This window comes from Luteibacter sp. UNC138MFCol5.1, from assembly GCF_900110505.1.
Taxonomy (GTDB): Bacteria; Pseudomonadota; Gammaproteobacteria; order Xanthomonadales; family Rhodanobacteraceae; genus Luteibacter.
Genome location: NZ_FODZ01000002.1, coordinates 43,389 through 57,606, shown reverse-complemented (window position 1 = coordinate 57,606; position 14,218 = coordinate 43,389). Strand labels below are relative to the sequence as shown.

General features: G+C 69.1%; 12 protein-coding genes. 9 read left to right on the top strand and 3 right to left on the bottom strand.

The window, feature by feature from the left end; translation table 11 throughout:
• Nucleotides 1-150: 150 nt before the first annotated feature.
• Nucleotides 151-633 (bottom strand): YajQ family cyclic di-GMP-binding protein, encoded by a 483-nt coding sequence (locus BMY69_RS04685; RefSeq protein ID WP_090052994.1) that lies wholly within the window; start codon nucleotides 631-633, stop codon nucleotides 151-153.
• Between the two features lie 81 nt (nucleotides 634-714).
• Here BMY69_RS04685 and BMY69_RS04680 point away from each other — a divergent pair, with 81 nt between their 5' ends.
• The 4 genes from BMY69_RS04680 (at nucleotide 715) to BMY69_RS04665 (ending at nucleotide 4,095) form a co-directional block, all read left to right on the top strand.
• On the top strand, nucleotides 715-1,890 hold the full coding sequence (locus BMY69_RS04680; RefSeq protein WP_090175689.1) for a BaiN/RdsA family NAD(P)/FAD-dependent oxidoreductase: 1,176 nt from the start codon (nucleotides 715-717) through the stop codon (nucleotides 1,888-1,890).
• A 24-nt stretch (nucleotides 1,891-1,914) separates the two neighbouring features.
• Complete coding sequence (locus BMY69_RS04675) at nucleotides 1,915-2,805, top strand: NAD(P)-dependent oxidoreductase (RefSeq protein WP_090175687.1); 891 nt, start codon at nucleotides 1,915-1,917, stop codon at nucleotides 2,803-2,805.
• A 90-nt stretch (nucleotides 2,806-2,895) separates the two neighbouring features.
• Nucleotides 2,896-3,177 (top strand): hypothetical protein, encoded by a 282-nt coding sequence (locus BMY69_RS04670; protein ID WP_090052999.1) that lies wholly within the window; start codon nucleotides 2,896-2,898, stop codon nucleotides 3,175-3,177.
• A gap of 60 nt (nucleotides 3,178-3,237) precedes the next feature.
• Nucleotides 3,238-4,095 (top strand): dimethylarginine dimethylaminohydrolase family protein, encoded by an 858-nt coding sequence (locus BMY69_RS04665; protein ID WP_090175685.1) that lies wholly within the window; start codon nucleotides 3,238-3,240, stop codon nucleotides 4,093-4,095.
• A gap of 178 nt (nucleotides 4,096-4,273) precedes the next feature.
• On the opposite strand, the gene BMY69_RS04660 is transcribed toward BMY69_RS04665, so the two are convergent.
• A complete protein-coding gene (locus tag BMY69_RS04660; protein WP_090175683.1) occupies nucleotides 4,274-4,732 on the bottom strand; it encodes a YaiI/YqxD family protein in 459 nt (152 codons plus the stop codon).
• A 2-nt stretch (nucleotides 4,733-4,734) separates the two neighbouring features.
• Complete coding sequence (locus BMY69_RS04655) at nucleotides 4,735-5,610, bottom strand: PhzF family phenazine biosynthesis protein (RefSeq protein ID WP_090175681.1); 876 nt, start codon at nucleotides 5,608-5,610, stop codon at nucleotides 4,735-4,737.
• 138 nt (nucleotides 5,611-5,748) lie between these two features.
• Between BMY69_RS04655 and BMY69_RS04650 the strand changes: the two genes are divergently transcribed.
• From BMY69_RS04650 to BMY69_RS04630, 5 genes are all read left to right on the top strand, one after another.
• Nucleotides 5,749-6,354 carry a rhomboid family intramembrane serine protease gene (locus tag BMY69_RS04650; protein ID WP_090053005.1) on the top strand — a complete coding sequence of 202 codons (606 nt, stop codon included), beginning with the start codon at nucleotides 5,749-5,751 and terminating at the stop codon, nucleotides 6,352-6,354.
• Between the two features lie 168 nt (nucleotides 6,355-6,522).
• On the top strand, nucleotides 6,523-7,440 hold the full coding sequence (locus tag BMY69_RS19965) for a histone H1-like repetitive region-containing protein (RefSeq protein ID WP_090175679.1): 918 nt from the start codon (nucleotides 6,523-6,525) through the stop codon (nucleotides 7,438-7,440).
• 112 nt (nucleotides 7,441-7,552) lie between these two features.
• Nucleotides 7,553-8,185, top strand: a complete 633-nt coding sequence (locus BMY69_RS04640; protein WP_143070385.1) for a hypothetical protein — start codon at nucleotides 7,553-7,555, stop codon at nucleotides 8,183-8,185.
• Between the two features lie 182 nt (nucleotides 8,186-8,367).
• Nucleotides 8,368-10,668: a DNA internalization-related competence protein ComEC/Rec2 gene (locus BMY69_RS04635; RefSeq protein WP_255364462.1), complete on the top strand. Its 2,301-nt coding sequence runs from the start codon at nucleotides 8,368-8,370 to the stop codon at nucleotides 10,666-10,668.
• Nucleotides 10,669-10,784: 116 nt separating this feature from the next.
• Complete coding sequence (locus BMY69_RS04630) at nucleotides 10,785-14,141, top strand: GH92 family glycosyl hydrolase (protein WP_255364461.1); 3,357 nt, start codon at nucleotides 10,785-10,787, stop codon at nucleotides 14,139-14,141.
• Nucleotides 14,142-14,218 lie beyond the last annotated feature (77 nt).

Here is a 14,218-nt window from a genome sequence, read left to right as displayed (position 1 = left end):
GCGTTACGTCCCGGGTTTCGCGAAAACCATGCACCGGGGACGTGGATACCGGCGTGCGCCGGTATGACGGCAACCGTCACCCCGGCGTACGCCGGGGTCTACCGCCCCGGTCCGCAGGAGAGGCGAGCACGCCTCATCGGCATGTGGCTCTCAGTCGCGGAAATTCTCGAACTGCAGCGGCAGCTCGATGTCCGACTTGCGCAGCAGCGCCATCGCATCCTGCAGGTCGTCGCGCTTCTTGCCCGTGACGCGCACCTTCTCGCCGTTGATCTGGGCCTCGACCTTCAGCTTGGCCTCCTTGATCTTCGCGATGATCTTCTTCGCGACCGGCTGCTCGATGCCTTGCTTGACGGTGATCTTCTGTCGCGCCTCAGCCAGGTTCGTCTCCACCTTGCCCTCGTCGAGCGCGCGCAGGTCGATCTTCCGGGCCGCCAGGCGCGCGCGCAGGATCGGCAGCATCTGGGTCAGCTGGAACTCGTTCTCCGCCTTCTGCGTGATCACGTTCTCCTCCAGCTCGAACTTCGCGCCGGTGCCGCGCAGGTCGAAGCGGTTGGAAATCTCGCGATTCGCCTGGTCGACGGCATTGGTGAGTTCGTGCTGGTCGACTTCCGAGACGATGTCGAAGGAGGGCATGGGAGGGTCCTTGTCGATGGGATCGACGGACGAGTTTACGCGAGGGCGGTATCATGTGCGTTTGCACGGCGGATAAGCGGCATGGAATACGACGTCCTCGTCGTCGGGGCAGGTGCGGCGGGCCTGATGACGGCCATCGTGGCCGGCGGCCGCGGGCGCCGCGTGCTCGTCGTCGACCATGCCAACCGCGCCGGCAAGAAGATCCTGATGTCCGGCGGTGGCCGCTGCAATTTCACCAACACCGCCACGACACCCGCGAATTTCCTCTCCGCGAATCCGCATTTCTGCAAGTCCGCCCTGGCGCGTTACACGCCGTGGGACTTCATCGCGATGGTCGACCGTCATCGCATCGCCTGGCACGAGAAGTCGCCCGGTCAGCTGTTCTGCGACGAATCCTCCAAGCAGATCGTCCGCATGCTCCTCGACGAATGCGCCGCCGCGGGCGTCCGCGTGGAGACGAACTGTCCGGTCACCCGCCTGCGGGCGTCGGCCGGCGGCTTCTCGGGCGAAACGCCGCTGGGCCACGTCCGCGCGGCGTCGCTGGTCGTCGCCACCGGCGGTCTCTCGATCCCCAGCCTGGGCGCCTCCGGCTTCGGCTACGACCTGGCGCGGCAGTTCGGCCACGCCGTGCTGCCGCTGCGCGCGGGCCTCGTGCCCCTGACGCTCAGCGGGAAGCACCAGGAACGCTTCGAGGGTCTCTCGGGCGTGGCGCTGCCCGTGGAGGCGAGGGCGAACGGCGCGGCGTTCCGCGACGCGATGCTGATCACCCACCGCGGCGTGAGCGGCCCGGCGATCCTGCAGGTCTCGTCGTACTGGGAGCCGGGCACGGACCTGCGCGTCGACCTGCTCCCCGGTGCAGACGCGGGCGAGACACTGCGTTCCGCCCGCGCGGAGCGTCCCGCGGCGGAACTGAAGACCATCCTCTCGGGCCTCCTGCCGCGGCGCCTCGCCGAGCGCCTCTGCGAGGTCTGGATACCCAACCGTCCGATGCGCCAATACCGCGACGCCGAACTGAACGACATTGGCGCGCAACTTGCCGACTGGCCGATCGTGGCCAGCGGCACGGAGGGCTACCGCACCGCCGAAGTGACGCTGGGCGGCGTGGACACCGACGAGGTGTCGTCGTCGACGATGATGTCCCGTCGACAGCCGGGGCTGTACTTCGTGGGCGAGGTCCTCGACGTCACCGGCCACCTCGGTGGCTACAACTTCCAATGGGCCTGGGCCTCCGGCAACGCCGCCGGTCTGGCCGTCTGACCCGGACACTCCTGGAGCGAAGCGATGCGTATCGGATTCATCGGATTGGGCAGCATGGGCGCCGGCATGGCGGGCAACCTCGTCAAGGCCGGCCACGACGTCACCGTCTGGAACCGCTCGCCCGACGCGGCGGCGCCGCTGGCGGAGCAGGGCGCCGCGGTGGCGGACACCGCCGTGAAAGCGGTCGCGAACGTCGAGGTGCTGCACAGCATGCTCGCCAACGACGCTGCGGTGCGCGAGGTGTTGCTGGATAGCGGCGTGCTCGATGCGCTGCCCAAGGGTGCGGTGCACGTGAACCACGCGACCATTTCCGTCGCGCTCGCGCGCGAACTGGTCGCGGCGCACGCGGACCGCGGTCTCGGTTACGTCGCGGCGCCGGTCTTCGGCCGTCCCGCCGTGGCCGCCGCGGGCGGCCTCAACATCGTGGCGGCCGGCAGCCCGGAGGCGCTGGCGACGGTCTCGCCGCTGCTCGCGCTGCTGGGCCAGAAGGTCTGGCCGATGGGCGACGATCCGGTTCGCGCGAACATCGTCAAGATCGGTGGCAACTTCCTGATCGGCGCGGCGATCGAAAGCATGGCCGAGGCCTCGGCGCTGACGCGCGCCCACGGCGTCTCCGCTAAGGACTTCCTCGAGGTGATGGGCGGTTCGCTGTTCGCGTCCCCGATCTACACCATTTACGGTGGCCTGATCGCCGAGGAGAAGTACTCGCCGGCGGGGTTCAAGATGTCACTGGGGTTCAAGGACATCGGCCTGGCGCGCGCGGCGGCCGAGGCGGAGCGCGTCCCCATGCCCTTCGCGAGCGTGATGCACGACACCTTGCTGGAGGCGCTCGGCGCGGGCGACGGCGACCTCGACTGGGCCGGCATGGCCCGGGTGGCGGCCGCGCGGGCGCGCCTCGACGACGCGAAGCGTTAAGCCGGATTACGCACGCCTTCACAATCGTTAGCCCGCCAGGTCCGCCACAATCGGGCCAGCACGTTGGGTGCGCTTACGAAGGTGGAAGACATGACGGCAACCTGGAAGACGGTGTACGAAGGCGAGCACGAGAAGCGCACGCTGACGGTGCTCGAGTCCAACGACGGCACGTACAAGGTACTGACCAAGCAGAATTACTACGAGGACGGCGGCGCGTACCAGGACGGCAAGACCTTCGTGCACGTGTCGCCGAGCAGCGTGGGCGAAGAGGTCGAGAGCGAGGCCAACACGCGGGATGCCCTGAAGGAGGCGCTCCTCAAGCTGCACTTCTCGCAGGACACGGTCAGCGCCATCTGCGACCGCCTGCACTGACGGATCGCGACACGTTTCTGCCATGATGGCGCCTCGTTCCCCTGAAGGCGTCCACCGTCCATGGCAGAAACGATGTCCCCGGCGACCGAGCGCACCGTCCCCCGGATCCTGATGTGCGCGCCCACGTTCTTCGAGGTCGACTACGTCATCAATCCCTGGATGGATGGCCACCTGCATGACACCACGAGCGAACGTTCCGGTCGCCAGTGGGACGCCCTGAAAGACACCGTTTCCCGTCATGCCGACGTCGTCGTGCAGCCGCCCGCGAAGCGCCTGCCGGACATGACGTTCTGCGCGAATGCCGGCTTGGTCTACGGCAACACCTTCGTGCCGAGCCGTTTTCGCTACGAGCAGCGGCAGGGCGAGGAAGCGCATGACCGCGCGTGGTTCGCGCACCATGGCTTCGATGTCGTCGATCTGCCGGAAGGCGTTTTCTTCGAAGGTGCCGGCGACGCGCTGTTCGACCGCGGCGTGTCGCGGCGTCTGTGGATGGGCCATGGGCACCGGTCCGATGCCCGAGCGGCGCCTGCGCTGGCGAGCTTGCTCGAGGTCGAGGTGCTCTCGCTGAAGCTCGTCGATCCCCGTTTCTACCACCTGGACACGTGCTTCTGTCCCTTGTCCGATGGCTACGCGCTCTACTTTCCCGCCGCGTTCGACGCGGAATCGCTGGCGACGATCGAGCGGCACGTACCGCCGGGCCAGCGCCTCGTCGTCGACGAGCACGACGCCGTGCTCTTCGCCTGCAACGCCGTGAACCTGGGACGCGTGGTCATCCTGAATCGCGCCAGCGCCGACTTGCGCAGCCGGCTGGAGGGCGCGGGATTCATGGTGATCGAAGTCGCGCTGGATGAATTCATGAAAGCCGGCGGCTCGGCGAAGTGCCTGACGTTGCGGCTGGACGAGCTGGAAGGCGCCTGACCGCCACGCGCCCAAGAACGCCGCTCGAAGGTGCCTGACCGCCACGCGCCCAAGAACGCTGTGGGAGCGGACCTGGCCGCGACGGCTTTTAGCGCCAACGCTACAGGCCCTGCTGCCCACGGCGAAGAGCCGTCGCGGCCAGGTCCGCTCCCACAAGGCAAAGCCGACCGGGCCTCCACTAACGCCCGGCCGCGCGCCTCCGCGCCAGCCACTTGTCGAGTTCGTTCGCGAAAGCCTGCCGGTCGCGCGGGTGCATGGCGGCGGGGCCGCCGGTGTCGACGCCCGCGCCGCGCAGTTCCTCCATGAAGTTCCGCATCGACAGGCGCGCCGCGATCGTGTCCTTCGTGAACATCTCGCCGCGCGGGTGCAGCGCCAGCGCGCCTTTCTCGATGGCGAACGAAGCGAGCGGAATGTCCTGCGTCACCACGAGGTCGCCCGGCTCGACGCGGCGCACGATCTCGTCGTCGGCCACGTCGAAGCCCCCGGGCACCTGGATCGACTTCACGAAGCGCGACGGCGGCGTCCGGATCCATTGGTTCGCCACGAGCGTCGTTTCCACCTGCTCCCGCTCGGCGGCACGGAACAGGATGTCCTTGATGACGTTCGGACAGGCGTCCGCGTCGACCCAGATACGCATGCTCAGAGGTCCTGCCAGTCCACGTGGCCGTCGATGATGGTGTTCGTGCGGCCGCCGACCCAGACGGCGTCGCCGTCGATGCGGATGATGATCCGCGCATCGTGTCCCACCTCGCGACCCTGGCTGACGAGGTAGCCGCGCGCCAGCGGGCCGTTCGCGTCGCACTGGGCGATATAGGCGGCGATCAGGCCGTTCGCCGCGCCCGACGCGGGGTCTTCGACGATGCCGACGCCGGCCGGAAACGCGCGCACGGCGATGCCGTCCGCGGAGCGGGCGAAGACGCACAGTCCCAGCGTGTCGGTGGCCATCGCCAGCGCGCGGATCGCCGCGTGATCGGGCCGCCAGCCGCGCAGCTCGGCTTCGTCGGCGAACTCGGCGATCCACCAGCGGCGGCCACCCTCGACGCAGGCGGGGGGCAGCACGCCGCGCTTCACGCCGTAGAGCACCGCCGAAAGCGTTTCGCCGCCATGGGAGGCGTCGCCCACGACGCGCGCCTTCGGCGACTGCACGAACAGCTCGCGCCCCGGGCCTTCGCCTTCGACACGGATGGGCAGCACACCGGCGCCGCATTCCTGCCAGACGATACCGGCGGCATCGGCACGGATCAGGCCAGCGTCGAGCGCCGCATGGGCGCTGCCGATCGTCGGGTGGCCCGCGAAGGGAATTTCCTTCGTGGGGGTGAAGATGCGCGCGCGGTAATCGGCACCTTCGGCGCGCGCGGGCAGGAGGAACGTGGTCTCGACCAGGTTGGTCCAGTGGGCGAAACGCTGCATGCGCGCGTCCGACCAGCCCTCGGCGTCGATCACGACACCGAGCGGATTGCCGCCGCCGTGACGGGCGGCGAAGACGTCGAGCTGCTTGTAGCGGATGGAAGGCATCGAGGGGAACCAGGGACGGGGAGGGGCCATGATAGCGGGCCGGGATGCGCACGGCTCCGCGCCCGGGCATTCGACATCGGCGCGCGTTCCCGCCAAGATGCGCGTTGGTTCGACGCGTCAGGACACCGGTTTCAACGCATGATCACACTGCTCATCATCCTCGTGACCTGTGTGGTCTCGATCGTCGCCTTCCGCAACCAGCGCCTGCTGGACGACCTCATCCTCTGGCCGCCGGCCCTGAGCCGCAGCCGCGAGTACTACCGGCTGGTCTCGTACGGCCTCGTGCATGCCGACGGCGGCCACCTGTTCTTCAACATGATCTCCCTGTACTTCGCGGGCCGGATCATGGAGCAGTTCTTCACCGCGGCCATGGGCCCGCTGGGATTCCTCACCTTCTACATCGGCGCGCTGGTCTTCTCGATCCTGCCGTCGTACCTGGCCAACCGCCGCAACGCGGGCTATCGCAGCCTGGGGGCGTCGGGCGCGGTGTCGGCGATCCTCTTCGCGTTCATACTCCTGGCACCCTGGGCACGCATCTACCTGATCGTGATCCCCATGCCGGCGATCCTCTACGCCGTGCTTTTCGTGGTGTATTCGGTCTACATGGACAAGCGTGGCGGGGACAACGTCAACCACAGCGCGCACCTGTGGGGCGCGCTTTACGGCGTGCTCTTCACCATCGCGCTCAATCCCGCGGTGCTGTCGAATTTCATCGCGCTGCTGACGCAGCCGCGCCTGTCGTGAGCGCGAAGCTGAATTTTTCCGACAGATTTATGTGACTTCGGGCGACACCTGTTACATCATGCGTTCCGTCCGGAACGAATGGCTGTCTTATCGATGACGTCCGGCATGCACGCGGCTTTCCCCTCGACGGGTGGTCCGCGTCGGCTACTACCGCAGAGGAATGAACGCATGGCTACGACCCGTAAGTCCGCCGCGAAGAAGTCCGCGGCACGCAAGACGGCTACGAAGAAGACCGCCGCCCGCAAGAGCACCGCTCGTCCCGTGGCGAAGCGCGCCGCAGCGAAGAAGGGCGCCGCACGCAAGACAGCCGCCAGGAAGACCGCCGCTCGCACGTCGCCGCGCAAGGCCGCCGTGAAGAAATCCGCCGCGAAGAAGACCGTGCGGAAGGCCGCCACGCGCAAGGTCGCCGCGAGGAAGTCGGTGGCGAAGAAGGCTGTAGCGAAGAAGGCCGTGGCGAAGAAGTCGGCGATCCGGAAGCCGGTGGCGAAGAAGTCGGTCGCGAAGAAGTCGCCTGCCACGAAGGCGTCGACGAAGAAGGCCGCGGCACGCAAGAGTCCGTCGCGCTCGACCGCCACGAAGAAGAGCGCCGCGAAAAAAGCCCCTGTGGCGAAGAAGACATCGGCACGGAAGGCGCCCGCGAAGACCGTCGCGACGCGCAAGAGCCCGGCCGCCACCGTCCGGAAGACACCGGCATCGGGCGGCACCACCGCGCGCAAGGCTCCCGCGAAGCGGCCGGTCGAACCGACGTCCGTCGCGCCGGCCGCGGCGCCGGCGACGACACCGACCGCGGTCGCGAAGCCGAAGGCGGCGCCGAAACCGCGTCCGAAGCCGGCACCCGCGCCGGCGGCGAACGACGAGCCCGTCCAGCACATCAGTCAGGAAGAAGCGGTCGCGCATATCCAGGCGCTGCTCGACGCCAAGCGTGAACGCGATCGCCAGCCGCCCTCGTGGCCGACGGGTGAATCGCACACGGCGGGTGCCGTGGACGATGGCGGCCCGAACCCCGCACCAAAGGCCCCCTCGCCGGAGGCCAACCACCCGAACATGGCGCACGAGCGCGGCGATCAGCAGAAGAACAAGGGCTGATCGCGAAAGCTGAATGAAAGGGATGGGCCGCCGTCGGGCGGCCCTTTTCTTTTATCGCCCATTCAATGGGCTGAGCGCAGTGTCCGAACCGTCCCCACGGAGGTCTGCCCCCATGCGTCGTGTCCAAGCGATGGTGATGCTGCTCATCGGCTGCCTGCCGTTGGCGGGCTGTTACTACGACCCGGATTACGGCTACGTGCGTAACGGCACGGGCGCGGATGCCTATTACGGCGAGGAAACCACCGTCGTTTCCCCGGGCTACGGGGGCGGCTATTACGGCGGTTACGGCTACGGCCCAGGCTGCTGCTATTCGTCGCTGTCGTACGGCACCGTCTGGGTCGACGGGTACGACGGACGCCGGTTCTACCGTGATCGCTACTACCGCGACCGGAACGCATGGCGCGGTCCACCGCCGCGTGGCGACTGGCACGGCGGGCACGGCGACGGCCGCCCGGGCAATTGGCAAGGCGACCGTCGCCCACCCGGCGGCTGGAATCGCGACGACCGCGACCATCGTCCGCCTCCGGGTGCGTCCCGCGGTGGCGATCGCCCGCCGCGCAACTGGCAGGGCAATGGCGACAGGCCGGGTGGCAACTGGAACCGTGGTGGCGACCGTCCCCAGGGCAACTGGAACCGCGGCGGACAGAGCCGCCCCGCACCGCCGTCCGGCGCACGCCCAACGCCTTCGCAACGTCAGTTCGGCGGCGGACGCGACCGCAGCCGCTTCCGCAGCACCACCGACTGATTCCGCCGTCGTTGTCCTGCCCAACGGCTCGGAGCACGTTCGCGGCCGACGCCGCGTAAACGGCCCCTACCCACGGGTGGGAGCGCGCTCGCGCGCGAACGGGTGCTCGCGACACGCCGCCAACGGGCCACCCCCACGAAGGCGCGACATAAGCTCGAGCGCCCCATGCCTGGCCCCGGCCTTTGCTCCGCATTCGCCTCTCGCTCGTCACGCTCGCGATCGCCGCCGTCGTTGGCTGCACGGCCGTGCAAGGCCTCGCGCAGCTACCGCCGTGGGAGCTGTCGGCTGTCGCAGGCATCCTCGCGGTTCTCGTTGCTTCCGTGTCGAAGCGAACGGGCCTCCGCCTCGCCGCCGTGACATGCGCGTTCGCCGCCTGGACGGCCATCCATGGCGACCGCGCGATGGACGCGCGATGGCCCGCCGAGCGCGACGGCGAGGACATCGTCGTCGAAGGCCGCGTGATCGATCTTCCCCGACGCATCGGCAACGACATCTCCTTCGTGATGGAACCGCAAGGCAGCGCACCCTCCGCGCCGCACGGACGCCTTCGCCTCACGTGGTACCGCGCGAAGGCACCGCCCAGGGCATGCGAACACTGGCGCCTCGACGTGCGCGTGCGACGGCCGCGCGGCGGCGTGAATCCCGGTGGCGGCGACGCGGAGCGCACGGCCCTGCAGCGCGGCATCGTCGCGACCGGCTACGTGCGCGAGTCACGCGCGAACGAGCGACTGGCGGCGCCGGTCTGCGTCGACGGCTGGCGCGAACGCATCGCGGCGGGCATCGATGCGTCCGTCGGAGCGCACGACGCACGGATCCTCAATGCGCTCGCCGTCGGCGACACGCGCGGCCTCGACGCGTCGGACTGGGACGTCGCTCGCGCGACGGGCGTGTCGCACCTCATCGCGATCTCGGGATTCCATGTCGGCGTGGCGGCGGGCGGCGGCGTGATCCTCGCCCGCCTGCTGTACGCGTGGCTGCCGTGGCTCGCGCTCCGTCTGCCGCGGCCCATCGCGCAGGCCACCGCGGGTCTCGCGATCTCCGCCAGCTACGGCTTGCTCGCGGGCATGAGCCTGCCGACCGTGCGCACGCTGCTGATGGTCGCCGTCGTCGTGCTCGCCGGGCTCGGTCGCCGTCGCGCGGGCGGTGCGTCGCTGCTCGCCTTCGCCGTGCTCGCGGTACTCGTCGTCGATCCGCTCGCCGTGCTCTCCGCGGGCTTCTGGCTTTCCTTCGGCGGCGTCGGTTTCCTCATGGCCTGCGTCGCCCCGCGTTCCGCGGGTCTGCGAGGCCTGCTCGGCGAGATGCTGCGCGCGCAGGCGGCGATGACCGTCGCCCTCCTGCCTCTGTCGCTCTGGCTCTTCGGCACGGCCTCGCTCGTCGGCTTCCCCGCGAACCTCGTGGCGGCGCCGCTGGTGAGCTTCGTCGTCGTTCCCCTGACGCTGCTCGGCTGCGCGGCGCTTGCGATGCCCATGCTGTCCGGTCCGCTCTTCCATGTCGCCGCGTGGGTCATGTCCTGGCAGTGGCGCTTGCTCGAACTGATGGCGACGTGGCCCGGAGGGCGCATCGGCGTCGCCGAGGGGACGCTCGCGGCGACGGTCCTGGCCACACTGGGTGCCGTGTGGGTCTTCCTCCCGCGCGGCATGCCCTTGCGAGGCTACGGGGCACTGCTTTTCCTCCCGCTGGCATGCCCCGCGCGCGACGAGCCGACTCCGGGCGCGTTTCGCGCGTGGGTGCTCGACGTGGGGCAGGGACTCGCCGTGGTGGTCCGCACGCGGTCGCACACACTCGTGTACGACGCGGGTCCCGCCTACGCCGGCGGCGGCGACGCGGGGGCGGGCGTCGTGCTTCCGGCGATCACCGCGCTCGGCATCGGGCCGGTCGACCGATTGGTGATCAGCCACGGCGACAGCGACCACGCAGGGGGTGCCGGGTCGATCGTACGACGCTATCCCGAGGCGTCCCGGCTTTCCGGCGAGCCGGCGCGGCTTCGTCTCGACGCCCGGCATTGCTCGCGCGCGCCATCCTGGACGTGGGACGACGTCCGCTTCCATTTCCTTCCCGTCCCGATGCCTCCGGGCGAGAAAACGAAGGGCAACGATCGCTCCTGCGTGCTCGCCATCGAGGGCGCGGGCGGTCGCCTGCTCCTCACCGGCGACATCGGCAAGGCCGCGGAGCGCCGCATGGATCCGCATGGCCTCGCGTCGACGCTGCCTACCGTGACCACCATCGCGCACCACGGCAGCCGTCATTCGTCGGATGCCGCGTGGCTCGACGCGGTGCGACCGCGGTTCTCGATGGCCTCGGCCGGCTGGCGCAACCGCTTCGGCCACCCGCATTCGTCGGTGATCGACCGTCACGCCGACGTGGGCGCCGAGGTCTTCGTCACCGCGCGCAGCGGCGCGATCCGGATCGATTTCCCGCACGACGCGCCACCCCGCGTCGCCCGCGAATGGCGGCGTCCGGCGGATCGATACTGGCGCGAGTGATATTTCGCCACGCACGTCACAGCGCCGGCGCGAAGAACGACTCTTGTTGCACCGCCGTTTGACATTCGAAATTTAGAACGATTTAAATGCGGATTCCGCAAACGAGGGGATAGCGCGTGACGGCATCGAAGCAGGCTTGGGGACGGGCGGTTCTCGCCCTGGCGACGGCAGCGGCAGTGGTACCGACGGGAGCCCTCGCGGCCACCCAGCGCTTCGACAGCTCGTTCGAAAGCGGCGACCCTTCCCTCGTGGCGAAGGCAGGCGGCGGTCTGGATGTCCAGGTCGTGGGCGGCCCGCCGGCCGAGGCCGTGCTGACCGCGAAGGCGAACGTCGGCTTCACCGGCACGCATTCGCTGCGTTACGCCGGCACCTCCACGGGCACGGCCACGACGGCGCGCCTGTTCGATACCGACATCCGCGTCGAAGACGGCAGCACGCTGTCGTGGCTGGTCTTCCCGCGCTCGAACAAGGACGACCTCACCAACCCGGCGAACTACGTTACGGTGGATGTCGTCTTCGACGACGGCTCGCGGCTGTCGACCACCGCCGCGCGCGACCAGCACCGCGTGCCCGCGACGGCGAAGGGGCAGGGCGAGGGACGCGTGCTGTACCCGGACCAGTGGAACTACGTGAGCGTCGATCTCGGCGCCGTCGCGAAGGGCCGCCGCGTGCGCTCGATCGAACTCGCGGCCGACGCGCCGGCGGGCAAGGCCTTCGAGGGCTACATCGACGATGTCCGCATCGGCGTCGTCAAGCCGATGACCAGCACGCACCCGACCGATTACGTCGATACGCGCCGCGGTTCCAACGCCAACGCCAATTTCTCGCGCGGCAACAACTTCCCCGCGGTGGCCATGCCGCACGGCTTCAATTTCTGGACGCCGACGACGAACGCCGGCTCCAACTGGATCTACCAGTACCAGGAGCGCAACGGCGACGACAACCGGCCGCGCATCGAGGCGTTCGGCCTGTCGCACGAGCCGAGCCCGTGGATGGGCGAGCGCCAGACGTTCCAGATCATGCCGGCGCAGGTCGCATCCGGCGCGCCGCCGCTGAAGCGCGAGACGCGCGCTCTCTCGTTCGGCCACGACGCCGAGCTCGCCCACCCGGACTACTACCGCGTGCGCTTCGACAACGGCATCGTCACCGAGATCGCGCCGACCGACCACGCGGCGATGTTCCGTTTCACCTTCACCGACAAGCGCTCGCAGCTGGTGTTCGACAACCTCGACGATCGCGCGGCGGTGACGCTCGACCCGGACCACCGCTCGATCCAGGGCTGGTCGGACGTCAAGAGCCGACTCTCCACCGGCGCGACGCGCCTGTACTTCTACGCCGAGTTCGACAAGCCGGTGGCCGAGAGCGGCCGCCTGACCGGCGAGAAGCGCGACGCCGCCTCGGCGTGGTTCGGTTTCGACACGTCGAAGAGCGGCGACCGCACCGTCACCATGCGTATCGCCACGTCGCTGATCGGCATCGATCAGGCGAAGGCGAACCTGTCGCAGGAGATCGCGTCCGCCGACACCTTCGACAACGTGCGCGAGCGCGCCCGCAAGGCGTGGGACGACCGGCTGGGCATGATCAGCGTCGAAGGCGCCAGCCGCGACGAGCGCACCATCCTGTATTCGAACCTCTACCGCCTGTTCCTCTACCCGAACAGCGCCTACGAGAACACGGGCAGCAAGGACCATCCGGTCTACAGCTACGCCAGCCCGTTCTCCGCGCCGGTGGGCGAGAACACGCCGACGCACACCGGCGCGCGCATCGTCGAGGGCCAGCCGTACGTCAACAACGGCTTCTGGGACACCTACCGCACGGCCTGGCCGGCGTACGTACTGTTCACGCCGAAGGAAGCCGGCCGCATGATCGACGGCTTCGTGCAGCAGTACCGCGACGCCGGCTGGATCGCGCGCTGGTCGTCGCCGGGCTACGCCGACCTCATGGTGGGCACCAGCTCCGATGTCGCCTTCGCGGATGCCTGGCTCAAGGGCGTGCGCAACTTCGACGTGGCGTCGTTCTATCAGTCGGCGATCCGCAACGCCTCCAGCGTCAGCACCGACGTGAAGGGCGCGGGTCGCAAGGGCATCGAGCGCTCGCTGTTCAACGGCTACACCGACGACAAGGTCAGCGAAGGCCTATCGTGGTCGATGGACGGCTACATCAACGATTTCGCCATCGGCAACCTCGCCGCCGAGCTCGCGAAGGCGGCACCCTCGGGCGACCGCTACGCGTCGTACCGCGACGACGCGGTGTGGTACCGGGCACGCGCGCTGGGCTACGCGAACCTCTTCGATCCGGCCGTCGGCTTCTTCGTCGCCCGTGACCCGGCGGGCAAGTGGCGCTGGGACGCGAAGGACTTCAGCCCCATCCGCTGGGGCGGCGACTACACCGAGACCAACGCCTGGAACATGGCCTTCCACGCGCCGCAGGACGGCGCGGGCCTCGCAGGTCTCTACGGCGGCCGCGAGGCGCTCGGCGCCAAGCTCGACACGTTCTTCAGCACGCCTGGCAACTTCCAGGTCGGCGATTATGGCGACGTGATCCACGAGATGCTGGAGGCCCGCGACGTGCGCATGGGCCAGTACGGCCATTCCAACCAGCCGTCGCACCACATCATCTGGATGTACGACGAGGCCGGCCAGCCGTGGAAGACGCAGGACAAGCTGCGCGACGCGGTGTCCCGCCTGTACGTCGGCAGCGAGATCGGCCAGGGCTATCCCGGCGACGAGGACAACGGTGAAATGTCGGCGTGGTGGATCTTCGCGTCCGCCGGTTTCTACCCGCTGCGCATGGGCACCCCGGAGTACGTCATCGGCGCGCCGCACTTCCCGCGCATGACCATCACGATCGAAGGCGACGCGCGCATCGACATCCGCGCGCCCGGTGTAAGCGACACGAACCGCTACGTGCAGTCGCTGAAGGTCAACGGCCAGCCCTGGAACAAGCTCACGCTCCCGCACGAGCTGCTGGCCAAGGGCGCGACGCTCGACTTCGAGATGGGCCCGACGCCGTCGAAGTGGGGCACCGGCGCCGAGGCGCTGCCGGCGTCGCTGACCGCCGAGGGTGCCAAGCCCGCCCCGCTGCATGACGTGACGAAGCCGGACGGCGTGACCCTCAACGGTCGCCGCGACGCGAAGCTCGCCGCCGTGGCGGATAACGACTCGTCGACCGAGTTCACGCTTCCGGCGGGCAAGGCGGAAGTCGGCTACGCGCTGAAGGCCCCGGCCACGATCTCGGTGTACACGATCACATCGGCGGCCGCGCTGGCGGCACCGTCGGGCTGGACGCTGCAGGGCTCGGCCGACGGCAAGAGCTGGACGACGCTCGACGAACGGCACGACGAGCGCTTCCCGTGGCACCGCCAGACCCGCGGGTTCGTCGTGGCGCATCCGGCGGCGTACGCCCGCTATCGCCTGGTGTTCGACAATGCCGGACCGGTGGGCGTGGCCGAGCTGGAGCTGCTGACGCCCTGACGGCGGCGATACGGCAAGGATCGCCGGCGCCCGGACGGGGCGCCGGCACCCGCGGCCGACATGTGAAGACTGCCAAG

Bases quoted from the DNA above. Each gene is read 5' to 3' on its own strand.
- BMY69_RS04685 (WP_090052994.1), bottom strand. From the start codon at position 633: ATGCCCTCCTTCGACATCGTCTCGGAAGTCGACCAGCACGAACTCACC.
- BMY69_RS04670 (WP_090052999.1), top strand. From the start codon at position 2,896: ATGACGGCAACCTGGAAGACGGTGTACGAAGGCGAGCACGAGAAGCGC.
- BMY69_RS04650 (WP_090053005.1), top strand. From the start codon at position 5,749: ATGATCACACTGCTCATCATCCTCGTGACCTGTGTGGTCTCGATCGTC.
- BMY69_RS04655 (WP_090175681.1), bottom strand. From the start codon at position 5,610: ATGCCTTCCATCCGCTACAAGCAGCTCGACGTCTTCGCCGCCCGTCAC.
- BMY69_RS04680 (WP_090175689.1), top strand. From the start codon at position 715: ATGGAATACGACGTCCTCGTCGTCGGGGCAGGTGCGGCGGGCCTGATG.
- BMY69_RS04665 (WP_090175685.1), top strand. From the start codon at position 3,238: ATGGCAGAAACGATGTCCCCGGCGACCGAGCGCACCGTCCCCCGGATC.
- BMY69_RS04660 (WP_090175683.1), bottom strand. From the start codon at position 4,732: ATGCGTATCTGGGTCGACGCGGACGCCTGTCCGAACGTCATCAAGGAC.
- BMY69_RS04675 (WP_090175687.1), top strand. From the start codon at position 1,915: ATGCGTATCGGATTCATCGGATTGGGCAGCATGGGCGCCGGCATGGCG.
- BMY69_RS04640 (WP_143070385.1), top strand. From the start codon at position 7,553: ATGCGTCGTGTCCAAGCGATGGTGATGCTGCTCATCGGCTGCCTGCCG.
- BMY69_RS19965 (WP_090175679.1), top strand. From the start codon at position 6,523: ATGGCTACGACCCGTAAGTCCGCCGCGAAGAAGTCCGCGGCACGCAAG.